This is a genomic window from Paenibacillus nitricinens, from assembly GCF_052056485.1.
GTDB classification, from domain to species: Bacteria; Bacillota; Bacilli; order Paenibacillales; family Paenibacillaceae; genus Paenibacillus_AQ; species Paenibacillus_AQ nitricinens.
This window is the reverse complement of record NZ_CP183948.1, coordinates 1,800,339-1,824,314: the sequence shown is the minus strand read 5'-3', so window position 1 is coordinate 1,824,314 and position 23,976 is coordinate 1,800,339. Positions and strand designations below refer to the sequence as shown.

The window sequence follows — 23,976 nt, the reverse complement described above, 5'->3', positions numbered from 1 at the left end:
GCCGGGCAATCCCGCTATTGCAGCTCAGCCACGGTTACGCCTGCGCCGCCTTCATTATAATTTCCAAGCCTATAGCTCTTAACATGTCTGTGTTTACGCAAATATTCTTGAATTCCTGTGCGGAGCACACCTGTCCCTTTACCATGAATAATAGAAATTTGGCCCAGATTTCCTAAGAAGGCTTCATCAATAAAACGATCCGTCTCCATAATCGCTTCTTCCAAATTCGTACCTCGCAAATCCAGTTCTCTGCGAATGTTCTCATCCCGGGAGCGTTTAACGGTTGTCGCCTGCCGAAGAGGCGTTGGTACAGAGGCTGCTTTCGAAGAGAGCAGTTCCAAATCATCCAGGCTTACCTTCATCTTCATGATCCCAAACTGCACTACAGCCTCTTTAGAGCCGCTTAATTCCACTACAAAACCTTTTTGGTTTAAGCTATCTACCTTCACTTCATCACCAGGACCAATCGTCCGCGGAGCCTTAGCTGGTTTACGATTAGCGGTCTTCTTACGCGGTGAAGGTTCTGCTTCGTCTAGACGTCTCCGTGCTTCAATCAGCTTATGCTCTTTGACTGAAGCGCCTTCTTCCATAGCTAAGCGGCGTAAATCACTGATGATTTCTTCCGCTTCTTTACGCGCTTTCTCCAAGATTGCACTGGCATCTTTCTCCGCTTTCTCCAGCCGTTTGTCCCGCTGGCTTTCCAGCTTCTCCAGCTCTTGTTGTTGTCTGCTGCGTAGTTCTTCTACTTCACGGCGGATGCTCTCTGCCCGTTCATGTTCTTGTTCCGCTCCAAGTCGATTCTCTTCGAGAGAGGCAATCATATGCTCTACACGCAGATCCTCTTCCTTCACTTCGCCACGCGCATGCTCCAGAATCGCACCTGGCAGACCTAATCGCTCTGCAATTGCAAAGGCGTTGCTTCGTCCAGGAACACCAATCAGCAGGCGGTAGGTAGGGCTGAGACTTTGAACATCGAACTCCATGCTGGCATTGATGACCCCTTTACGCTCATAAGCATAAGCTTTCAGTTCGCTATAATGCGTGGTAGCGACCATACGGCATTCTATCCGGTGAATATGCTCCAGAATGGCAATTGCCAGCGCGGAACCTTCTGCCGGATCCGTACCTGCGCCCACTTCATCAAGCAGAATTAGACTCTTAGGAGTCATTCTCCGCAGAATGGAAATGATATTCGTCATATGGCTGGAGAATGTACTCAGACTCTGCTCAATACTCTGTTCATCCCCAATATCTGCATAAATGGCATCAAACACACACATTTGACTGCCTTCTTCTGCAGGGATGAACAAACCAGACATCGACATGAGACTCAACAATCCAATCGTCTTGAGTGTAACGGTTTTACCACCCGTATTCGGTCCGGTTACAATAATCGAGCTGTATTGGTTGCCCAGCTCCACATCCAGTGGAACCACATGCTCCGCAGGAATAAGCGGATGGCGTCCTTTGCGCAGCTTCAAATACCCGCGATCGTTCATACGAGGCTGCGTAGCCTTCATATCTCGGGCAAGACGCGCCTTGGAGAAGGTAAAGTCAAGCTCGCCAAGAATATCGATATCATAGGTCATTTCTTCGGCTATATCAGCTACAAGTGCTGTCAACCTATGCAATATGATCTCGATCTCCCGTTCTTCACGCAGCCGTGTTTCACGCAGCTTATTATTCATCGCGACAATAGACTCAGGCTCGATAAATAAAGTAGCCCCTGATCCGGACTGATCATGTACTATACCACCGAAATGCGCACGATACTCCGCTTTTACTGGAATAACAAACCGATCTCCACGAATGGTTACCAGCTGATCCTGCAGCATCTTAGCAACGGAAGAAGAACGAATCATAGAATCCAGCTTCTCGCGAATCCGGGTCTCTCCTCCGCGTAATTCACGGCGAATCGTAGCCAGTTCAGAACTAGCTGTGTCAAGCACATCTGCGTTCTCGTCTATACATAAACGGATGGCATCTTCTACATGTTTTTGCTCCGATAAAACATCGCTGAGTGAAAATAGGAATTCTATCTTTTCCTCCTCATGCATAGCTGCCAGGAATCGTTTGACTCTTCTTGCGCCGCCAATGGTAGTTCCCACTGCCAGCAGTTCAGTTGTTCCCAACATTCCACCTATAGAGGCACGTTTTAGTGCTGCTCGAATATCGCTTATCCCGCCGAATGAAGGAATACCCTTCAGACGATCTACATTAGCCGCTTCATCCGTGGCTTGAAGCAGCTTCTTCACACCTTCAAAATCACCGGATGGTCTTAGTTGCTCCGCAGTCAATCGTCCCATTGAGGTTTGCGTATATTGCATTAATTTATTTAAAATCTTGCGATATTCAAGCGTATGCAAAATTTTGTCGTCCAATTACAGTCACAGCTCCCTTCATAGATGTTTCCATTATACAGAATTCAAGCCAATTTCGCTATTTGGTATCGGTTAAAGCATAAAAACAAGCATTAAGGTCACAATAAGAACTGCACATATCCTTAGCTTGGGCCAAAGGAGGTTAGTACAGTGAATTTCTTGAGTCATGTGGGTCGTTTTATTGTAGCAGCGCTTGTTCTGATGGTTGTTGGTTGGATTGTTCCACAGTTCACGATTGGTGGCTTCTGGAGCGCTCTAATCCTTGCACTGGTGATTGCGTTACTCGGCTGGGTTGTCGAAGGAATCTTCGGCAAAAAAGCAACACCCTTCGGGCGCGGTATCGTCGGTTTCATCGTTAGTGCATTAGTTATCTGGGTCGCTCAATTCGTAGTGAGTGGAGTCAGCGTTTCCATTCTAGGAGCTATCCTTGCGGCATTGGTCATCGGTATTGTCGATTTGTTTTTGCCGGTATCCACGCCGTTTGAGGCAGCAAAGTAACCAAAGCTATTCACAACACAGAACCCCTATTTCCGGTTCTTTTCCGGTAATAAGGGTTCTGTGTTGTTTTTATCCATATGACACAATCTCCGCTTCATGACGCTCAGCACAATTGACCACTCTGTTCTTGCCTTTCTTTTTAGCGGTATAGAGCGCTTTATCCGTTTTACGAAAAAGAAGCTCTTTCCCATCCCCAAGCTGATAATTACAAATTCCAATGCTGACGGTAATCGGCTTATTCCCAGCCTGCAAATGCTCGATTTGAGCAATATTGATCCGTAATTTCTCTACCGCCTCGTAAGACTCTGAAAAACTTTTGTCTGTAAAAATTACTGCAAACTCTTCACCGCCATATCTGGCCGCAAAATCATTTAACTCAATCATACCGCCAACCTTGTCCGCAATTACCTTAAGAACAAGATCCCCAACCCTGTGTCCGTAGGTATCATTAACTTGCTTGAAGTTATCTATATCGAAAAGAGCCAGCTGCAGTTGAAGGTTGTTGCTTTCACATTGCTCCAATAATGAATCCAAATATTCATGAAAGGTTTTATGATTATATAGTCCAGTGAGTGCATCTATCTTCAGCAGCTTATCCGAAATCGCCCTCTCCACCATTAGATCTTGGCCTTCCTTCGTTAATCTCTCCAGATTTACACGCGCTTCCCGCGCACGAATAATTACAGCCAGAGCCATCCCTACAAATATTATAAATACACACTCTACCATTAAGAATTCAAGCAGTGGTTTATGTAGGAATGGCCGTTCCAACCCGAAATATACCCCCGCATAAAACACAATACTAAATAGTCCCATTAGATACAGGAGCTTACGATCAAAATAAATAAGAGCGACCATAATCGGCATCATGAGCGTCATCTGAGCACCATCGATAAAAGGCTCTAATACAAAATACATAAGGTAGGACACTAAAAAACCACAACTAACCACCCCATATTTAGGGGATTGTTTATTATAACGAAGCCACAGCTCCGCAGTAATCATAAGGGCTACAATTAGTAAATTACAGGCTATAAATAAGTGCCATAGATTCGTGTCCATGGTTGTTTTTATTTGAAGCCGGTTAATATTCGACAAAAACAGCAACTGTGAGATTAATAAAAGAATAACTACCATCCAATAACCTTTTAAAATTCTACGGTGCCAAACCTCCGTATTTAGCGCATCGTTAGTACTTGAAATATGTATCCCCTACTTTTGTACGTTAATGTAATAGCTTTCATTATAATAAATTTTAGTTATATTTTCATCATTTATTTGCAATTTACGACAAAGTTTGAACAGTCTCCCTTGTTCACGGATTTTTCACATTTAATCAAAGCGCTTACTTAAATTTTAAGTTATGATGTCTACATAATTGTCACATTTTCACTATGCTTGGACTTCTTGGGAGGAGGTTTGGATCATTAAAAAATTTGCAATTCTACTTTCAATTGTGTTTGTTATAGCACTTACAGCCTGTGGAAACAACAATGATAGTGCTGCTGGCAAAGCTAACACATCGGAGCCAGAGATCGAGGCAGAAACAGAACTTATAATTACAGCTACAAATTACAGCTTTGATCAGGAAGAATACCATCTAAAAAAAGGTGTGCCCGTCAAAATTATTTTTAAAAACGATAGCGGCAATCACGGCATCCTTATCCCTGAATTCGAACTCCAGCTTAATAGCAAAAAGTCCTCGAAAGTAATTGTTCCAGAGGAAGCCGGCACATTCGAAATGACCTGTTCGATTATGTGCGGTTCCGGACATAGCGGCATGAACGCAAAAATCATTGTGGACTAGATAAATCATTAAATAGCCGATCGTTAGGGAATTGCCCTGACGATCGGCTATTTATTTACCCTAAATCATTGACAAACAGGGCTGACCTGAAATAGATTTCTCTACACATCAGGTACAGCCCTCTTTCTTGCATCCGACATTCAACTATCCTGTTCGATCAGTTGAATCCATTCATTATATTCATTTTGAAGCTTGGCATATTCCTCTTGAAGATTACGATGCTCATCCGTCATCTTCTGTAGTTCATTCTGATGCATCTCAAACTGGACCTGTAGCAGACGAAGTTGTCCTTGGGCCAACTCATAGTTCTCGCCGACTTCACCAAGCTGCTGAAGCACCTCACTGCGTTCACGTTCAATAGATTTCTGCTTAGCCTCAGCCTCACCGGCCTCCTGCTGCCAAATATCTATCTCTTCACGCAGCTTCGCCTCCAAATCACTCCACTGCTGCTGTCGCTCGAATAATTCCTCGTACTTTTGCTTCCATGAAGCGCCGTACGCCTCTGCTTCCCTCAGAACATCCTGCTGCTCTGCAACAGTAGCAGCGGCCTCAAGGCTAGCTTCAGACAATTCTTCTAAGCGTCGAGCTGTCTCTTCGCCTTCTTCCTGCAGCAGTTGATATCTTTCCTGCAGACGTTCCCCATCTTGCAGCACTTCATCATATTGAGAGATCAGTTCCTCATAACGTTCACGAAGTGCTGACAGTTCCTTCTGAACCTGTCCACCTTGTTCACGGAGTGCTGCAGTTTCCTGTTCTGCATCCGTACGAAGCTGAACTTCCCGGTCTAACTGTTGTACTAATCCATCCGCTTGACCACGAAGGGTCTCAATCTCCTTTTGAAGCGCCAATGATTTCTCTTCGGTCTCCATTAGGTTCATTTCAAGCTCACTAATGTCTTCCATCCGTTTATCCGAGAGCTCCTGCCAATTTGCTGCCTCCGCCACAGATCCAGCCAGTTCTTCCTGAACACGGTGCAGATTCTCACTCGTTTCCTGTAGTGACTTCCGCAGCTCTGATGTTTCATTCTGGGACTGCTGGTAACGCTGGCGCAATTCTTCCAGCTCATCATTCAACAGCGTGCCTAGCTCAGTGGCCGTACGCAGCTCCTCACTGAGCTGTTCTTCGCGTTTAACAACCGCTTCATATTGTCCGAGCAGCGTCTGACGAGCATCTCGTTCACTCTTAAGGCTCGCCTCTGCCGCACGGAGTCTAGACTGAAGTTGTCCTGTTCCACCACGAAGCTCAGCCAGCTGTTTCTCGAGCTCTTGAATGCTTTGCTTATGTCTATGTTCCTGAGTACCTTGCGACTGTCGAAGTTCCTTATTCTTAGCAAGCTCCCGTTGTAGAGCTTCCCGCTCTTCAGCCAGTTCCTTGCCTAACTTCGTTGTCGTGTTCTCAAGCTCCTTACCTAGTGTCAACTTCGTCTCCTCGAGTTCCTTCCCTAATGTTGATTTAGTTTCCTCAAGCTGTTTCTCTAAGGTTGATCTAGTTTGGGTTAGCTCAAGTTCCAGAGCAGACATTGTATCTGTCTTCTCCTTAGTCAGCGTCTCACGAGTATTCTCCAGCTCTTGCAAATGCGCTGCCTTCTGCTCTTCCAGCTGCTGTAGACGGATGGCTTCTGCATTGGCCAGCGCCTCTCGATGATTCTCACGAATCATTGCCTGTTCAGCCTCATAGCTTGCCCGCAGTTCTTGCAGCTCCAGCTCACGCGCAAGCAGCTCCTCTTCCAGCTTCTCTCGCGCGGCGTCAGCCGCATGGGTTGCTTCCTGAAGCTGATCCGCATGTACCTTGCGCTCGTTCTCCTGGATCTCCAGATGACGCTTGCGCTCTTCTTCAACCGCAGCAATCAGTCGTGCTGCTTCTTCCTTAGCCGCCGCTTCAAGGCGTTCATATTCTTCTTGTCGCTCCCGCTGAACCTCCAGCAGGCGAGATACTTCCAATCGCAGTTCACTGCGTTCACCTGTCATCATGTTGAGTTCATTTTTAAAATCCTGAACCTGAATAGCCTGCTCCGCCATATGTACTGCTGCAAGCACCGCTATACGCGGCGTATCCAGTCTGTTGTGTGATTTAGAAATCGTGCGCATATGTTCGTCAACATAACGGGCCACTTGTTTCATATATTCAGTGCTGCTTCCGACGAGTTTATAGGAAGTTCCGTATATCTCCACGGCGACACGTGTCCGGTCCATAGCCACAGTTGTGCCCTCCTTTGTATGTGTGCGGATTCTAAGCTAGTCTTACTGTTTCTATTGTAGCTTTTTTCTTAAGCATTTGGCAAAATCCCTTGTAATCAATAGATTCTCGCTGATATCCTCCGCATTTCACTCTACCCAGAAAAAGCCGCAGCGAATCTCAGTTTCTAAATGGATTCGCTGCGGCTTTACACAATTCCTGCTATTTTCTTAATTCTGCGCCAAAAGTTTGTTGAAGGACTGATAATAGCTTATCATGCACTTCTCCAACCTCTTCATCTGTCAATGTATGTTCACCGTGACGATACAGCAGTGAGATCGCAATACTCTTCTTTCCACTCTCTAACTTGCCACCAGTGTACACGTCGAATACCTGTACGGATTGCAGCAAAGTTCCTCCGTTTGCACGGATGGAAGCTAGCAGATCGCCCGCTGGTACAGTTGAATCTACAACCACAGCAATATCCCGTTCCATACCTGGGAAACGTGGAAGCTCATTATATTGCATACGGCTTTGCGTGTTATCATACAGCGGCTGCAGTAGAATCTCAGCTACGTAAGTATCCACTAGATCAAGCTCTCTTTGCAGTTCCGGATGAAGCTGGCCCATAGTTCCAATCTTCACACGACCCTCGTCTCCGACTAAATATACCGACGCTGAACGCCCAGGATGATACCCTTCTGGACTATCTCCCTCGTAGATAATTCTGTCTGTAAGACCCAAATAAGCAAATACTGATTCCAGCGCACCCTTCAAATCAAAGAAATCTACAGGCTGTGCAGAAACGTTCCATTGCTTCACGGTTAGGCTACCGCTAAGCAACAACCCAAGCACCGGCAGTTCACGCGGCTGACGAGTCAACTGTTCTTCATCTGTGAAGAAAACATTGCCGATTTCAAACAACGCTAGATCGCTTTGACGACGGTTGGTATTGTAGCTAGCAATATCCAATAGTTGTGGCAGAAGGCTGGTACGCAGTACACTGCGTTCTTCACTCATTGGCATAGCCAATTTGACCGCTTGTGAGCCTTCCGATAACTCAGGGAACATTTTGCTTTGTTCCGGCTGGATGAAAGAGTAGCCCATCACTTCCTGATAACCGCCATGCGACAACAGGCGGCGCAGTTCACGGCGGAGTGATTGCTTATGCGTCAATGCGCCTGGCGTTGTAACTCCTTCAATCAAAGTCGTTGGAATGTTATCATACCCGTACAGACGGGCAATTTCTTCGATAAGGTCAACATCATAGCTGATATCGCCGCGTCTAGTTGGCACTTGAACTTCGATCAGCCCTTGTGCGGTATCCCCGCACTTGAAATGAAGACGGCCAAACAATGTCTTCACTTCTAGCAAGGAAAGATCTGTTCCCAGATAACAGTTCAGCTTCTCCAAGGACAAAGTAAGTACCTTCTCTTCTCCAGCGACTGTTCCTGCTTGCACAATACCTTCATGCACAGATCCGCCAGCATAACGTGCAATAAGTACTGCAGCGCGATTCAATGCAGGGATCACTGCATTTGGATCCACTTCTTTCTCGAATCGAAGCGATGCTTCCGAGCGAAGTCCCAGTTGACGCGAGGTTTTACGAACGGTTCCTCCATCAAACTTAGCGGATTCCAGAACGAGATTTACCGTCTCAGCAGTAACTTCCGTATCCTGACCTCCCATTACTCCAGCCAGAGCTACTGCTTTAGCTCCATCAGCGATAACGAGCATATGTGGCTCAAGCTTCCGTTCTTGGCCATCAAGTGTAGTCAGGACTTCACCCTCATGAGCAAGACGAACGCCGAGTTCTCCGCCTTCTATTTTATCTGCATCAAAAGCATGAAGCGGCTGTCCGTATTCGAGCATCACATAGTTAGTGATGTCTACGATGTTGTTAATTGGACGAATTCCTGCCGCCATCAGACGATTCTGAATCCACAGCGGTGATGCTGCAGGTTTAACGCCTGAGATATAACGAACTCCGTAATGACTGCACTGTTCTTCATTCTCAATCTTAACGGAAATAGATTGCGCGGCTGCTCCGCTGACCTCAATCATTTCACTCGCAGGATCAGGCAATTTAATGTCGCGTCCAAGAATCGCGCTCACTTCATAAGCAGCACCAATCATGCTTAGGCAGTCTGAACGGTTCGGAGTCAGATCGAATTCCAGAATTTCATCATCTAGACCCAGCAACTTTGAAATATCTTGACCGATCTCTGTACCTTCAGGAAGTACAAGAATTCCTTCTTGTTGCTCTTTAGGAAGCAATTTATCATTGAGTCCCAATTCTTTAGCCGAGCAGATCATCCCTTGTGATAATACCCCGCGCAGCTTCGCTTTTTTGATATCCAGACCTGGCAGCTTAGCGCCAACAAGAGCTACAGGAACGGTTTGTCCCGCAGCCACATTTTTTGCGCCACAGACGATTTGCAGATCTTCACCTTGACCTGCATCCACGATACATACGTTCAGTTTATCCGCATCAGGATGTTTTTCTTTCGATTTCACATAGCCGGTTACGATACCGGAAATCCCTTTATTGCGGCGCTCTACTCCGTCAATTTCAATACCGGCAGCGGTAATCTTCTCCGCTAGCTTTTCGGCGGTTACTCCTTCAATCGATGTATAATCAGCCAACCATCCGGTTGATACTTTCATGTCCGCTCACTTCCTTTATGTTTCAGATGTATTTATCTACTTGCCGTTCGATCTGCTTCCTGTGGGATGCTGGATTAAGAGCTCTCAATTTCAACTACAAAACACTATTAAGAGCGGTCCCTGCAAGGAATCTTTGGACTTCCGGCCGCTGTTGTCCCCAGATTTCTTGATCTAAACCGCTCTTCGCGGTGGAAATCCGGGGACAAAGGCGGTCGCTATCGCTCCTACAGTTCCAAAATTCCTTTCCGATCCTAGCTTAATAGGGTTTTTACAACATGAAATCAAATGCTCCAAAATCCATCCTCCTAACCCGCAAGCCAGCTCGCCCACCAAAAATCTAAACGCTCTTGAATTGCTTTACAAAACTCATATCGTTGTTATAGAAATGACGGATGTCATCGATGCCGTATTTAAGCATAGCAATCCGCTCAACACCCATACCAAATGCGAAGCCGCTATACTTAGCAGGATCATAGCCACCCATTTTCAGAACGTTTGGATGCACCATGCCGGCACCAAGGATTTCTAACCATCCGCTTTGCTTGCACAGTCTGCAGCCATCGCCGCCACATTTGAAGCAGCTTACGTCCACTTCAACGCTTGGCTCGGTGAATGGGAAGAAGCTCGGACGAAGACGAATGTCTGTATTCGGGCCGAACATCTCTTGTACGAATTGCTGCAAGGTGCCTTTCAGATCACTCATCCGAATGTTACTTCCGATAACCAAACCTTCAATTTGATGGAACTGGAAGGAATGCGTTGCATCGTCATCATCGCGGCGGAATACTTTACCCGGGCAAATGATTTTAACTGGAACTTCACCGTTCATAGCCTGCATAGTACGAATCTGTACCGGAGACGTTTGAGTACGCATAAGCAGGTCATCCGTTAAATAAAAGGAGTCCTGCATATCGCGTGCCGGGTGATTTTTAGGCAGATTTAGGGCTTCAAAGTTATAATAATCGGTCTCCACTTCCGGACCTTCAGCCACACGGTAGCCCATACCAATGAAAATATCCTCAATTTCCTGAACCACTCTGCTAAGCGGGTGAATGCCCCCTTGCTGCATGCGGCGACCCGGCAATGTTACGTCTACTTTTTCAGCCTGCAGACGTTGCTGAGTCTCTTGCTGTTGAAAAGCTTCTTGCTTCGCTCCAATAATCTCCTCAATCGCACTACGCACCTGATTCGCTACTTGCCCGATAACCGGACGCTCCTCAGCACTAAGTCCTCCCATACCACGCAGAACTTCTGTAAGCTCGCCTTTTTTACCGAGGTATTTCACTCTTAGGTCATTCAAAACCTGTGGATCCATAACCTCCTGCAACTTAGCCAGCGCCTCAACCTTCAATGCTTCCAACTTCTCTTTCATGGCCGTGTACAGCCCCCTTCAATCATTGTCTAGTTCAACAAAAAAAGGCCTTTCCTCCCGGTAAGGGACGAAAAGACCGTGGTACCACCCTTGTTAGACAAGCTGATCTGTTCCCCATAAGAGCTTCATTCCCTCTTTTGGCTGGACAGATACCTATCTCACTTTATACAGAAATAACGGTCTGTGACCGGTTTCCCCTACGCTTCCTTACAAGGCAATCTTAAGGAATTCAAGGAACTGCTCCGGAGTGAACTTCGACAGCTCTGTTTCCTAGAAACGCTCTCAATCACCGGCGTCTCCTCCCTGTAAGTCAGGCACTGTGTACTCTTCTCCATCACTGCATTTTACAATTCAATCTAATTGTCAGGTATCTCTTTTATGCAAGAGATATGTCTGTTTATTATATGCAAAATCTGTCGTTTTGACAAGTTCAAGCATAATTAGGGCAATTTTTATCTGGCTTTAAGCTGGCTTTAAGGTTCAGAGCCGTTCCGGGGACTTTTTTTCAGCTAACGTTCAGCGGAGCTTGATAATTTCCATTATTAAGAAGGCATGGTTGTACTCCATCATAAACCACCTTCATAGTACAAGGACTTTCATACCGGGAGGGAATTACATGCATGCACGAAGAACAAAAGTCGCTGGGATCATACTTAGCGCAGCCGTTCTGAGTCAAGCTTCAGCGTATGGAGCATACGCTGCATCAACGACTAGTACATCCACCAAAACGGCAACCACCACCACCGTATCCACTCTGGATAAACTCGGCTCGATAGCTTTAAAGAGTAACGTAAGCGTGAAGCTGAGCGATGTAGGCTTTTTAACTCAGGATGGCGGCAATATTCTTACATACACCCTCAGCTATTACAATGGGAGCGGAAGCAGCATCAATCTGGTGGACTATTTCTCTAAGGTAACTACTGCCGGAGGAACGGTTATCCAAGGGAGCCCAGTAACCAGCAGTGCAACTATCAAGTCCATAGCCTCCAAAAGCAGTCAATCCGTAACCTATTATGTAAACATCGGTAAATCCACCTCTTTAAAAGGCGTTAAGATTTCAGTCTTTGGTTGGGATTTCAGCAGTACCGATTATCAAAAGAAGCTGGGTACTTTCACCCTACCTGCAACTTTTTCACAAGCGGTCGCTAGAGGCCAAAGCAAAAAAATAACCTTGAATAATCAACCCGTAACAACCCAAACTGAAAGTCTGCAAATTTACAAATATAACGGTAAGGTATACGCCAAAGTAGGTGTGAGCTTAACCAATCAAGGAACCAAAGTGCTAAGTGATTCTGGACTTAAGGGATACCTCGCATCCGCAGGCGGATCTGTATTTGAATTAACGCTTGATGACGCGAGCAGCAACTACAAAGTACAGCCACAAGAAAAAAAGACGATCTACTACATGACGGAAATCCCCTCTTATATGAAGACAGACAATATGACTCTGCAGTTTGCTGGAGAAGATACTTCATTAAAAATAGCTTTGCCCATCGTCACCTATAACCTTCCCGCTGCTACCACACCGGATCTTGTCGTAGCCAGCAATGTCATCAAGAAGCTTACGATCAACAATAATACTGTCGAGACGCAGTTAAAAAGCGCCAATGTCTATGCCGACAACGGCACCGCGAATTGGACGCTGCAATTTCGAGTAAAAAATAGCGGCAACAAAGCGATTACTTTGCCTGCTTATGAGTTTACCGTTAAAGCCGCTGAAGGATATAGCTTTCCGGTGGACACGAAGGCTTTCGCCAACCTTACACTCAAACCCCTTGAAGAAAAAATAATCGAGCTCAGTGCAGAAGTTCCGCTAACGATAGCTCAAGGAACGCTACAGCTGCAAATGAATGAACCCGCTGTCGAGGGTAAGATCATTTTTCCTACAGCCTATTATCAGATCCCTTACATTCTGCAAACTAATAATTGGCAGGACACAGAATACGCAGTGGAGAACAGCCACGGTACATTTGCTGTCAAGCTTACGAACATACAGCGGCTACCTTGGGCAGACAAAGATCAGCTTGTAGCTAAAATCAATATTCGCAACACGAAATCGACCTCTGTACAGCTTCCAGCGTTTACAAGTGTCATTAAAGCTGGTGAGAGTGATATTAGCAGCACTTCCCAAGTCGTCACAGAAAGCACACAAACCCTACTCGGGCCAAATGAATCCGCAGACGTTTATGTCGTGGCCAATGTTCCTTACACCTACCAGTTCAATCCATTAAAAATAACGCTGCAAGAAACCTCCGGCGAAAGCAAAATTAATTTTCTTTCGTTAAGTACAAATCAGTTGGATAGCCGTGTTCAGGAAGTTGCAGCACTAAGTTCCTTCCAAATTGACCTTGAAAGCAAAAAAGCAGAAGTATTAGAGCGCCGGACAACGGTTTATCAGGGTACGAGCTCCAATATCATGTACACAGAACTGGAAATGAACAGTGAGGAAACACGTAAATCAGAGCAGGCTCAACTCGTAGCTTATTACAAAACACCAGACAATCAATATTTCGAAGGCGAGGTCAACCAGTCTACAACTTCCACGAGCCCTAACGGAAAAAATCTGATTACCGTCTGGACTAAGCTTCCACTTGGAGTAGATCCTTCTCAGCTTGTTCTTTATATCGGTGAAGGGGTATCCGAAGGAAAACTTACGGCTCCTGGCGGGAAATCAACGGGATATATCAATACGGTGTCACTGGGACTAAATAATGTTGCGGTGGAGGCAAAGAGCAATCTTTTGGATGTAGAATTGTTCCCTTATACCCTATCCGTGACAAATGCAGTCACCACCGTCACTGGTGGAAAAGATACGCTAAGCACTGTCCTAACCTACAACCTGTCGAGCAGCACGCTTTACGAATCGGGTACGTATGAGCACAAGCTTGTACTAGAGCTGATCGACCCCTTCGGACAAACGATGGAAAAGACATTAACACTTGGCACAGATCTGCCATTAGGTAGCTTCAAGTCGTACACCACAACATTCACAAGCAATCTTTACAAAACTCTAAGTGGCGGCGCGATCCGATTGAATATATACGACGAATTCCAAGGTCATCGAAATTTGCTGGGAACTGGGACCTATGTTGTCACTTATCAGGCAGCGTCAACGACTTCAAACAGCAATTCCGCTTCAAACACCGATTCTAATGCTAACAATCCATCCGACATTTAGTAAAAGCGCAAGGGTGGCTGAATTCAAAAGAAATTTGATGATCTATGGAGGATAGAAATGAAGAAGAAAAAAGTGTTGCTCTGGACCATCGGAGTAGTAGCTGTAGCAACAGCCGGATTGTTGGTGTATACATTTTTACCTGATAAGAGCAGTCAGGCTGCTGAAGTGCCCGTAAATACAGCCACGGTTACGAAGGGCGATATCATAGTAAATGTATCTGGAGCAGGCTCCGTCACGGCCACCGAAACAGGAAAAGTGAAAACGAAGGACGCTGGAACCGCAGCTGAAGTGCTTGTCCAAGAAGGAGACCTTGTGAAAAAAGGCCAGACATTAATTACCTTCGAAGGCGATGACCTGAGTGACAATCTCAAACAGGAACAAACCTCTCTTACCTCACTTGAAGTGGATCTTCAGGACAAGCAGGAGCAGTATAAGAAGCTTGCCGTGGCAGGTGCCTCCGAGGATGAATTGGCCAGTGCCAAACGTTCGATTGAAAAAGCGAAAACAGATATCACTTCTCAAATCGAAAAAATAGCATCTGTACAAGAAGATATGATCCCTCCAGATCCCCTAACCGCCCCTATTGACGGAACTGTTACAGCTGTTAATATAGCCAACGGTGAAAAAGCGATGGATGGCTCTGAACTCATCGATATCACCAATTATGCTAATTTAAGCGTTATAGTGCAGGTGGATGAGCTTGATATTCCTACAGTGAAGTTGGGGATGCCTGCCACCATTTCATTGGATGCCCTTCCCGACACTGAATTCAAGGGGAGTGTCACAAAGATTGCCAAGGAAGGTACAGTCTCAAACGGAGTATCCCTCTTCGATGTTACCGTTGGCTTAACTAGCTCCGAAGGTGCCCTTGTCGGGATGTCGGCAGAAGTTTCAGTTACAACGGCTGAGAAAAAAGATGTGTTAACCGTACCGGTTGAAGCTGTTCAAGAAAGAAATGGCAAGTACACAGTAGCTCTCCCCTTAACAGCGGGTTCAACCGAAAACTCATCTACCGAGGGCCAGACACCAATGCCTAGTGGGGCTCCTGATGCTGCCCGCGGCGGAGTAATGCCCAGCGGAGCACCTGAAGCTGGCGGTGGAGTTATGCCTAGCGGAGCGCCTGATGCTCGCGGTGGCGCAATGCCTAGCGGAGCGCCTGATGCTCGCGGCAGCGGTACTATGGCTAGTGGAGCAGCTGGCACAAGAAACCGCGGAAATAGTAATCAGCGAATGGTTTCCGTCGAAGTGGGCATTCATGATGAGAGCAGCATTGAAATTGTCAGCGGACTTAATGAAGGAGACAAAGTGATCATTCCTACAGTAATCTCTACCAAAACGGGTACAACTAGTACTGAGATGCAAATGCAAGGCGGTATGGGTGGCGCCGGTTTCGGCGGCGGAGGCTTTAGCGGTGGTGGCGGCTTCAGTGGAGGTGGTGCTGGTGGCATGGGCGGAGCACCAGCTGGTGGTGGTGGAGGTGGCAGCAGATGAGTGCTTCAGCACCACTGATCCAAGTCCAGAACATGACCCATGGCTATAATATGGCCGGAGAAACTATGACAGTCCTAAAAAATCTTTCTTTTACAATCGACTTCGGAGAGTTCGTAGCGATTATAGGTCCTTCCGGTTCTGGTAAATCAACACTCATGAACATGCTTGGATGCCTCGATATATCAGATGAGGGAAGTTACCTTCTGGACGGGCAAGAGGTTCGCAAATTATCCGACAACAAGCTGGCTATTATCCGAAATGAGAAGATCGGCTTTATCTTTCAAAATTTCAATCTTCTCCCCAAATTGTCTGCTGTCGAGAATGTAGAGCTTCCTCTAATATACCGCGGCCTCTCACATCGAGAACGTAGAGAAACGGCGCAACAGGCACTCCTTAAAGTAGGCTTGGAGGAAAGAATGCATCACCGACCTTCTGAGCTTTCTGGAGGACAGCAACAGCGTGTTGCGATTGCGCGAGCCATGGCTGGATCTCCCCCGATTCTACTTGCAGATGAACCTACCGGGGCGCTTGATACGCGAACTGGACAAGAGGTCATGCAGATGATTCGAGAATTAAATGAGCAAGGTCATACAATCATCCTAATCACACATGACCTCGAAATTGCAAAGCAAGCGAAGCGGATCATTCGTATTCAGGATGGCAACCTCGTAGAAGATCGGAGGAATGCGAGGTGAAATTATTTCAAAGTATGCGGATGGCTCTAAAAAGTATTTACAGCAGTAAAGTAAGAGCTTTTTTAACGATGCTGGGTATTATTATTGGTGTATCATCCGTTATCATTCTCGTTTCTGTGGGGCAGGGAACTACTTCTCAGATTACGGAGCAGCTTAATGGACTCGGAACAAATCAGCTGACGGTAAACATCACTGGCCGTGGGGCTACCACCTCCCTCACCTATGAAGAAGCCTTAGCACTAGGAGATATAGAGGGGATAGAAAATGTAGCTCCTGTAATCAGTGGCAACGTTACAGCCAAGCATAATACTGAGAATGTTAGCGTTACTGTTGAAGGCATTACACCTTCTTATGAGGACGTTAAGGATTTCCATGTACAGTCAGGACGTTTCCTGCTTGATATAGATACAGAGTACCGGCAGAAGGTTGCGCTGATAGGCACAGGTACGGCTGAGGATTTATTCGGCACAGATGATCCTGTAGGCCAAAAGGTACAGCTAAACGGGATCAGCTATAAAATCGTCGGCCTGTTGGAAGCCAAAGGCTCTAGTCTAAGTGGTTCCAACGATGATATCTTATTAATCCCTATAGCTACTGCAGAACGTCAGTTAAAAAGCAAAGGCGTACGTTCTATCACAATTGCGACGACTTCAGCAGACACTGTAGCCACGGTAAAAGATAAACTAGAGAGTACACTGGATGCTAAATTTAATTATGCGGATAATGCTTTTAGTGTATTTGACTCTCAAGAGATGCTGGATACTGTAAATTCTACGACAGCTACGCTTTCAATGGCACTTGCGGGAATTGCCGGCATTTCACTATTTGTTGGGGGGATCGGCATCATGAATATTATGATCGTATCCGTCAATGAAAGAACAAGAGAAATTGGTATCCGCAAAGCAATCGGCGCCAAAAAGTTCGATATTCTCGCTCAATTCATGATCGAATCCATTGTGCTTAGCGGATTGGGTGGGGTGATCGGTGTTGGTATTGGAGTCGCAGGTAGTTGGCTCCTAGGAAAGTATACTTCACTTACCGTATCCATTGCCTGGGATATGGTACTGATCTCTTTTGTTTTCTCCTTGCTTATCGGCGTAATTTTCGGAATGATGCCTGCGAACAAAGCCGCACGGCTTCGCCCCATTCATGCACTACGTAACGAATAGTTACTTCAAGTCAGCTGCCCAGTCATTAATATGACTGGGCAGTTTTTTAGCATAACAGAACGCATATTTTTGAGGCTGAGCTAGGTATCATTTACGAAGACGGTGGGTAATAGGATTTATGGATTTGAATATAGATAAGGCAATAGGCTCATACCGTAATCATTATTTTTTTTATTATCGATATTTATTTGAGGAAGCGATTGCTCTATAAGTAGGACGTCCTATATACTTGTTGTACTACAAACTGCGGTCCACACACAATTTATCTTTCCCATGCCTCATTTCCCACTATGTTACAACACCTCTTTTTCACATAGTCACTCTCAACATCTTTGCCTGAAAATAAAATACACCTGCCACAAATGGATGTTCCGCAGGTTATAGTTAGCAGCAATAAGATTTGTTAAACATCTTATGCGGGGAGAGAATGACCGTGGCTGGATTTTTCGATATCAAAGTAACACGCAAACTAATCTTTATTTTCGCTGCGATCTCCATTCTACTGGTTGGGATTAGTGTAGCTTCTTTACTCTATCTAAATCACACCATTAACAGAATGTCAGATTCTTTATATGAAGATGTATTTGAGAACTCTGAGCTCATACTGAGCGCTGATCGTGATCTGTATCAAGCCGCAATCGCTCTCCACTCCTCCATGAGCTCGAACCTCACTGACGCTGAACGTGATCAGTTCATTCAGGAATTTAAGGACAATAATCAACAAGCACAAGAACGGGTAGGCCTAGCAAGTTCAGACATCAGATCCATCAACAAACCCTACAGTGATTTGAAGCAGGCCAATATACTTACTGAATTAGAGAATGAGCTCCATGCCTTTGAAACATCCCTAGTCCTATGGAAGAATACAGGGAGTAAATTGATAGCTGAACGGATGCAAATCGGATGGGACCCTGCTTCATATCATGCTGTAAATCTGAACATGCAGTTAAATGAAGTTAGAACTCATCTTGATCAATCAGAAGACCTGGTAGACACCTACGCCTTACAAGTAACAGATGGGTTCCAAGATAAAAAGAGTGCACTTTTTGCGCTGTACTCATTGGTCTTCTTTATTCTGCTTCTAGTTATTATTTATCTGGGTCGCAAAATCATTTGGCTCAAAAATGAAATGCTGGAGGAACAAACACTCTATCAGCTAATCGGTGAAACCATGTCTGACTTTATTATATTGACTGATCCTAACGGGTTGATATTGTATAGCTCCCCTTCACATTCAAGTATTCTCGGCTATGTTCCTAAAAAGGGTGACCCACTATCCAACTATATTCGTGAACCGGAAATCGCTTGGGCCAAACTAAAGAGTATCGTTCAAGGAACCCCTCGTATCTCAGAGCTACGAATGCGTGGAGCTGAAGGGCAATGGGTATGGCTGGAAACGAAGGTGTCGCCTGTTCGGGGAAGCAATAATTTCCCAGCACAATTTATGTTAGTGTCCCGTGAAATTACACAACGGAAGCAATACGAAGAACGATTACATAAGCTAGCCTTCTATGATCATTTAACCGCAATTCCCAACCGTGCTCATTTCAAAATGTACATGGAGAATCTCATCAACCAACCCGAGGAACGGAGAAAGAATATTGCACTCGCATTGCTGGATTGCGACAGATTCAAGCAGTTAAACGATACCTTAGGACATCTGGCAGGTGACGAATTTCTCCAACTGCTCTCTCGAGAGCTTTTGCAAACGGTTAAAGGTGTAGGCCAGGCGTTCCGGATTGGTGGTGATGAATTCGCGGTGGTACTGCACCGATTTACCTCTCCAGAAATGTTAGATGAAATGCTTCAGCGGTTGCTTAAGTTATTCAACAAATCTTGGTCTATTGACAATGGATCTAGCTTCCACACCTCCGCAAGTATTGGCGTAGCCCTATTTCCTGAAAATGGAAGCAGCATTAATGAACTTCTGCGTGCCGCAGATCTAGCGATGTACCTTTCTAAAGACCATGGTGGGAATGAAGCTAATCTCTACTACGATCTATTGGATGTAGGTTTAGCCAACCAAACCATCGGAAAACCATAAGAACAACAAAAAGAGCTGTTCCGGGGGTCAATGATATGCTCCCGTCATAGTAGACAGTAGAAAAAACAAAAACTTCTACTGCTACAATGACGGGAGTTTTTCTAATGTCTAAAAGAAGTCCAGCATCTTTAGAAGTAAAATTACATGTCGTACGGCTGTGCCTTGAGCACAAGTCGAATCCAAACTATGAGGCAAAACAGCGAGGTCTTAGTTCGCACACGGTTAGAGAATGGATTAGGAAATATAAAGCAGATGGTTTGGACGGGTTAAAGGAATCGAGAACATGGAAAACATACTCTAAGGAATTCAAACTGGCTGCTGTTAACGAAGTGTTGTCTGGTCGTTTCTCCGTTGAAGAGGCGACAAACAAGCATCATATTTCAAGTAGAAGTGTTTTGATCAAATGGATTACCAAGTATACTAATGAGATAGAATTAAAACCTACACATAAAGGAAAAGGACTATCTCATATGAACAAAGGACGTAAAACAACTTTCGAAGAACGTATTGAAATTGCACAATATACCATCGCTAATGAATTGGATTATCAGAAAGCGATTGAAAAATACGGTGTATCTTATCAGCAAGTTTACGCATGGGTTCGGAAATATCAAGCTGGCCGTGAGGAAGCTCTTCAGGACAATCGAGGTCGTAAAAAGCCTGTAGAAGAACTAGAGGAGCATGAACGTCTTAAGCTACGGATTAAAGAGCTAGAAGCGCGAAATGAATACCTAGAGATGGAGAATGACTTCGCAAAAAAGTTGGCAGAGATCAAGCGACGAAATACACGCTAACCCTCGTTCGACAAGTAAACTTGTATCAAGCGATTCAAGAACTGAACAAAGAAAAAGGTCACGCAATTACGAAGTTGTGTGCGTTAGCTGGGGTTGCTCGATCTGCCTATTACAAGTGGTTAAAATGGAAACCCTCTTGCATAGAACTTGAAACTCGTGCGTTAGCGAAAGAAGTAAAGCTACGATATGACAAGCGAAAAGGGATTCTTGGCTACCGTCAAATGCGCACGCAATTAAACCGAAAGCTCAAAAAGCAGTACAACAAAAAGCGTTATTACCGAATTATGTGTGCTCTTGGGCTTAAAGCAGTCATTCGCAGAAAACGAGCAAGTTATGTGAAAGCTACGGAGATCCATGTAGCTGAAAATGTAATGAACCGTAACTTTGATGCCAATTCCCCTAATTCAAAATGGTGTACAGATGTGACAGAACTGAAGTACGGGAATGGGCGCAAAGCCTATTTGAGTGCCATTATTGATGTATATGATAATTCCATTGTTTCATGGGTATTAAGCCATTCCAACAACAATAAACTCGTGATGGATACGTTGAAAAGGGCTTACGCGAAGAATCCTGGCGTATCTCCTCTTCTACAAAGCGACAGAGGTTTCCAGTACACGTCACATGAGTATAACCGACTTCATGTGAAATACGGATTTAAGAAAAGCATGTCTCGTGTGAGCCGATGTTTGGATAACCAACCTATTGAGCGTTTTTGGGGTACTTACAAGGCAGAAAGCTATTATCTTACAAAATTTGATACCTATGAAGAAGTCCTCACGGAGGTTAGCAAATATATTCACTACTACAATAATTACCGCTATACAGAATGTTTGGATGGCTTGTCACCTAACGAATACCGACGAGCTGCATAACGAAAATACCTCAGCTCTAGTAATACGAGCTGAGGTATCTAAACTAACTATTTTTGTTTTTTACACTGTCCACTTGACAGGGAGCACTTCACAAAACCCTGAAGCAGCTCTTTTTTATTCTTTTAACTGGTTAACTGCAGATGATCATCTGAGATCCCATCATTCTCCTGATCACGATCTATAACCATCACCTTGATCAGCTCGTCATCCGTGGAACAATCAATAAAGCGATCGCCATCGCCATCTTTCTCTTCCCAGTCATTAAGACGTAATATATACCCGATAGAATTGGTATCTGGCAACACCTCAATGCGTGCAACTGCACGCCCATCCTCCATATACCGAAAGTCGCATTGTCCATCCTGAATTCCTGTATCCCAAACCCAAAGATTCCAGCCTTGATATTTCCCATCTGGCCGTTCATAGTGTACTTCGATAATTTTAGATCTCGGGGCTGGCTCACCACATTCATCATAGAGCACCATCATCGACAAGCCTTCAATTTCCACCTCGCTACCTGTAACCCTTCGGAATGCTTCTGTCCCTGCTCGGGTATGATCCACTACCACATTCCAACCCCTATTAGCTTCAGGAAGAGATAGCTTTACTCGATCATTATTGGCATTAAAAATGACTGTTATATTGTTCCAGAGATCGCCTCCTGCATGATTTCTAAGCAGGTACGACACGATCCCCCCATCACAGCGCATAAATTCCAGCGAACGCTCAATTTCCTGCCTACCATGCAGACGAAATGCCGGATGTGTACGCCGCAGTTCGATCAAGCCTTTATAATATTGAAATACAGGCTTAAACACACTCTTCATATTCCAGCGGATCGCGTTAATCGTATCACCGCTACGATAGCTATTATGATCTCCAAATTTACTGCGCAGGAGTTCATCACCGGCATGCAGGAATGGAATCCCTTGCGAGGTCAGGATGATTCCATTTGCAAGCAGGGATCGGCGCACGGTCTCATTGCTGAGAATATTCTCCAGATCTACATTTAAGTAAGGATTAGCCCGTGAAGCAGCATCCTGAAATCCCCCTTGTACGGTAAGCACCTTATCCCATAAATTCAAATTATCATGGGCCGTTACATAGTTCACCGATTCCACAGGAGAGTCTGTAAATTCGTGGATGGCTCCTTTGATTCCGGCTGCAACAGCCCCTTCTTTGCCGTATTCCCCTGTAATGAAGCCCCGTCCCCATCCATCACTATCACCTTTGATCGCCGAACGGAAGTTATCGTTGAAGACAGCATATCCTTTTCCCCGCTGCACACCTTTTAGCGTCTTTGTTGCCAGTGGAGAATCTCCTCCTGTCCAAGGTTCGCCATATAACAGCAGATTAGGATTTACCTCAAGTCTAAGCTCTTCCGTTATTTCACGCATGGTCACACTATCCATCAGACCCATAAGATCAAATCTGAAGCCATCAATATGATACTCCGTAGCCCAGTAGGACAAAGAATCCTTAATATATTTGCGTACCATCGGACGCTCTGTAGCCAGCTCATTACCCACGCCCGAGCCATTAGATAAACGTCCCAAGTAGTCACGGCGATAGAAGTAATCTGGTACAAGCGGCTCAAAGGGGCCCTTCTCCACAGCGTACGTATGGTTGTAAACCACATCCATAATCACTGAAATCCCACGACTATGCAGTGCCTGAACCATTTCTTTAAATTCCCGAATTCGTAGCCCTGGATTGGTAGGATCAGTGCTATACGATCCTTCCGGTACGTTATAATGCTGAGGATCATAGCCCCAATTGTAGTCGTTATGTTCAATGGATGAACCACGCTTCATTACACTCAGCTCATCTACAGTCTGAAAATCAAACACAGGCATCAGATGTACATGGGTGATACCCAATTCGACCAGATGATCCATACCTATTGCATTTCCTTCCGAATCTTTTAATCCAAATTCTGTAAATGCTTTAAATTTACCCTTATTGTACATGCCAGAGCTCTCATGTGAGGAGAAGTCACGCACATGCAGCTCATAAATAACCGCGTCTGCAGGATGCTGCAATGGAGGAGCAACATCCTTCTCCCAATGCTCAGGATGGGTCCTACGTAAATCAACGATTGCTGTTCTTAAACCATTTGCCGATACGGCTGTTGCATAGGGATCTACTGCTTCCGTCACACTTCCATCAGCAAATACAGCACGGTACATATAATATTTCCCTTTTAAATCACCTGATAACTTAGTCTGCCAGACTCCGCCGTTCTGACGCTGCATATATATAATACGCCCACTATCTGCAGAGCTCAGATCAAATCCAATGTTACGTTGATTTCCATCTGTTTCGTACAAAACTAGAGATACAGCAAAAGCAGTAGGTGCCCAGACTTTAAATACACTGTACTCCATCGAGTACGTTAAGCCCAGGTCTTTACCTTCATAGACCTCAAACATTAATTCTGTATTTATAACATTTTTACTCATGAGTTAACACCATCCTATGGCTCCCTGCCTAACTTATAGGGATGCTTATAAGTCCAAATATTTCCAATTTAGATCATATTAATACTTGCACAGCTCTGCAAGTCGATAAAGGAGTATAAACTTTCTATGGATTCATACTATTATATGTAAGACATATTTACAGGTTTGGGTTCCTTACCGACTTTATACTCATCACTATTACTATCGGCATAGACATCTGTACAATAAAGCAAATAAAAAGTGAATTTAGTTATTCTAAATTGAGTATAACGCTCTCCCATGAACATAAGCCAACACAAGAAATAAAATTATTGATTTAAACACAAAAAAACCGACTTCCAAACATCGGAAGTCGGTAATAGTAGTTG

General features: G+C 45.0%; 15 protein-coding genes and 1 other annotated feature. Of the genes, 9 read left to right on the top strand and 6 right to left on the bottom strand.

Going from position 1 to position 23,976, the window contains the following annotated elements:
* Window positions 1-14: 14 nt before the first annotated feature.
* Entirely contained in the window at window positions 15-2,381 is a 2,367-nt protein-coding gene (locus ACN6KS_RS08035) for an endonuclease MutS2 (protein ID WP_280787401.1), read from the bottom strand.
* Window positions 2,382-2,531: 150 nt separating this feature from the next.
* On the opposite strand from ACN6KS_RS08035, the gene ACN6KS_RS08030 reads away from it, so the two are divergent.
* Window positions 2,532-2,879 carry a phage holin family protein gene (locus ACN6KS_RS08030; protein WP_060625232.1) on the top strand — a complete coding sequence of 116 codons (348 nt, stop codon included), beginning with the start codon at window positions 2,532-2,534 and terminating at the stop codon, window positions 2,877-2,879.
* Between the two features lie 69 nt (window positions 2,880-2,948).
* Here ACN6KS_RS08030 and ACN6KS_RS08025 read toward each other — a convergent pair whose 3' ends face one another.
* Window positions 2,949-4,016: a GGDEF domain-containing protein gene (locus ACN6KS_RS08025; protein WP_094870556.1), complete on the bottom strand. Its 1,068-nt coding sequence runs from the start codon at window positions 4,014-4,016 to the stop codon at window positions 2,949-2,951.
* A 241-nt stretch (window positions 4,017-4,257) separates the two neighbouring features.
* Between ACN6KS_RS08025 and ACN6KS_RS08020 the strand changes: the two genes are divergently transcribed.
* On the top strand, window positions 4,258-4,686 hold the full coding sequence (locus ACN6KS_RS08020) for a cupredoxin domain-containing protein (RefSeq protein WP_256989831.1): 429 nt from the start codon (window positions 4,258-4,260) through the stop codon (window positions 4,684-4,686).
* A gap of 140 nt (window positions 4,687-4,826) precedes the next feature.
* Here ACN6KS_RS08020 and ACN6KS_RS08015 read toward each other — a convergent pair whose 3' ends face one another.
* The 3 genes from ACN6KS_RS08015 to pheS form a co-directional block, all read right to left on the bottom strand.
* Window positions 4,827-6,878: a hypothetical protein gene (locus tag ACN6KS_RS08015; RefSeq protein WP_440962377.1), complete on the bottom strand. Its 2,052-nt coding sequence runs from the start codon at window positions 6,876-6,878 to the stop codon at window positions 4,827-4,829.
* Between the two features lie 205 nt (window positions 6,879-7,083).
* Entirely contained in the window at window positions 7,084-9,528 is a 2,445-nt protein-coding gene (gene pheT, locus ACN6KS_RS08010; protein ID WP_440961760.1) for a phenylalanine--tRNA ligase subunit beta, read from the bottom strand.
* A gap of 337 nt (window positions 9,529-9,865) precedes the next feature.
* Window positions 9,866-10,900, bottom strand: coding sequence for a phenylalanine--tRNA ligase subunit alpha (pheS, locus tag ACN6KS_RS08005; RefSeq protein ID WP_440961759.1), 1,035 nt, complete (start codon window positions 10,898-10,900; stop codon window positions 9,866-9,868).
* A gap of 60 nt (window positions 10,901-10,960) precedes the next feature.
* Window positions 10,961-11,247, bottom strand: a binding site (T-box leader).
* Between the two features lie 269 nt (window positions 11,248-11,516).
* Between pheS and ACN6KS_RS08000 the strand changes: the two genes are divergently transcribed.
* The 7 genes from ACN6KS_RS08000 (at window position 11,517) to ACN6KS_RS07970 (ending at window position 21,146) form a co-directional block, all read left to right on the top strand.
* The gene (locus ACN6KS_RS08000; RefSeq protein ID WP_341134127.1) at window positions 11,517-14,078 is read left to right on the top strand and encodes a hypothetical protein; all 2,562 of its coding nucleotides are present in this window, start codon (window positions 11,517-11,519) and stop codon (window positions 14,076-14,078) included.
* A 57-nt stretch (window positions 14,079-14,135) separates the two neighbouring features.
* Window positions 14,136-15,569, top strand: a complete 1,434-nt coding sequence (locus ACN6KS_RS07995; RefSeq protein WP_440961758.1) for an efflux RND transporter periplasmic adaptor subunit — start codon at window positions 14,136-14,138, stop codon at window positions 15,567-15,569.
* Window positions 15,566-16,264: an ABC transporter ATP-binding protein gene (locus ACN6KS_RS07990; RefSeq protein WP_094870612.1), complete on the top strand. Its 699-nt coding sequence runs from the start codon at window positions 15,566-15,568 to the stop codon at window positions 16,262-16,264. The genes ACN6KS_RS07995 and ACN6KS_RS07990 overlap by 4 nt, the downstream gene beginning before the upstream one ends.
* A complete protein-coding gene (locus ACN6KS_RS07985; protein ID WP_440961757.1) occupies window positions 16,261-17,433 on the top strand; it encodes an ABC transporter permease in 1,173 nt (390 codons plus the stop codon). Before ACN6KS_RS07990 ends, ACN6KS_RS07985 begins: the two co-directional genes overlap by 4 nt.
* A gap of 433 nt (window positions 17,434-17,866) precedes the next feature.
* Complete coding sequence (locus ACN6KS_RS07980; RefSeq protein WP_179283799.1) at window positions 17,867-19,477, top strand: diguanylate cyclase domain-containing protein; 1,611 nt, start codon at window positions 17,867-17,869, stop codon at window positions 19,475-19,477.
* Window positions 19,478-19,581: 104 nt separating this feature from the next.
* Window positions 19,582-20,271, top strand: coding sequence for a helix-turn-helix domain-containing protein (locus tag ACN6KS_RS07975; protein ID WP_440960103.1), 690 nt, complete (start codon window positions 19,582-19,584; stop codon window positions 20,269-20,271).
* 20 nt (window positions 20,272-20,291) lie between these two features.
* Window positions 20,292-21,146, top strand: a complete 855-nt coding sequence (locus tag ACN6KS_RS07970; RefSeq protein WP_440960104.1) for an IS3 family transposase — start codon at window positions 20,292-20,294, stop codon at window positions 21,144-21,146.
* Between the two features lie 122 nt (window positions 21,147-21,268).
* On the opposite strand, the gene pulA is transcribed toward ACN6KS_RS07970, so the two are convergent.
* Window positions 21,269-23,608, bottom strand: coding sequence for a type I pullulanase (gene pulA, locus ACN6KS_RS07965; protein WP_440961756.1), 2,340 nt, complete (start codon window positions 23,606-23,608; stop codon window positions 21,269-21,271).
* Between the last annotated feature and the right edge of the window lie 368 nt (window positions 23,609-23,976).

Bases quoted from the DNA above. Each gene is read 5' to 3' on its own strand.
- pulA (WP_440961756.1), bottom strand. From the start codon at position 23,608: ATGAGTAAAAATGTTATAAATACAGAATTAATGTTTGAGGTCTATGAA.
- pheT (WP_440961760.1), bottom strand. From the start codon at position 9,528: ATGAAAGTATCAACCGGATGGTTGGCTGATTATACATCGATTGAAGGA.
- ACN6KS_RS08015 (WP_440962377.1), bottom strand. From the start codon at position 6,878: ATGGACCGGACACGTGTCGCCGTGGAGATATACGGAACTTCCTATAAA.
- ACN6KS_RS07990 (WP_094870612.1), top strand. From the start codon at position 15,566: ATGAGTGCTTCAGCACCACTGATCCAAGTCCAGAACATGACCCATGGC.
- pheS (WP_440961759.1), bottom strand. From the start codon at position 10,900: ATGAAAGAGAAGTTGGAAGCATTGAAGGTTGAGGCGCTGGCTAAGTTG.
- ACN6KS_RS08025 (WP_094870556.1), bottom strand. From the start codon at position 4,016: ATGGTAGTTATTCTTTTATTAATCTCACAGTTGCTGTTTTTGTCGAAT.
- ACN6KS_RS07975 (WP_440960103.1), top strand. From the start codon at position 19,582: ATGTCTAAAAGAAGTCCAGCATCTTTAGAAGTAAAATTACATGTCGTA.
- ACN6KS_RS07995 (WP_440961758.1), top strand. From the start codon at position 14,136: ATGAAGAAGAAAAAAGTGTTGCTCTGGACCATCGGAGTAGTAGCTGTA.
- ACN6KS_RS08000 (WP_341134127.1), top strand. From the start codon at position 11,517: ATGCATGCACGAAGAACAAAAGTCGCTGGGATCATACTTAGCGCAGCC.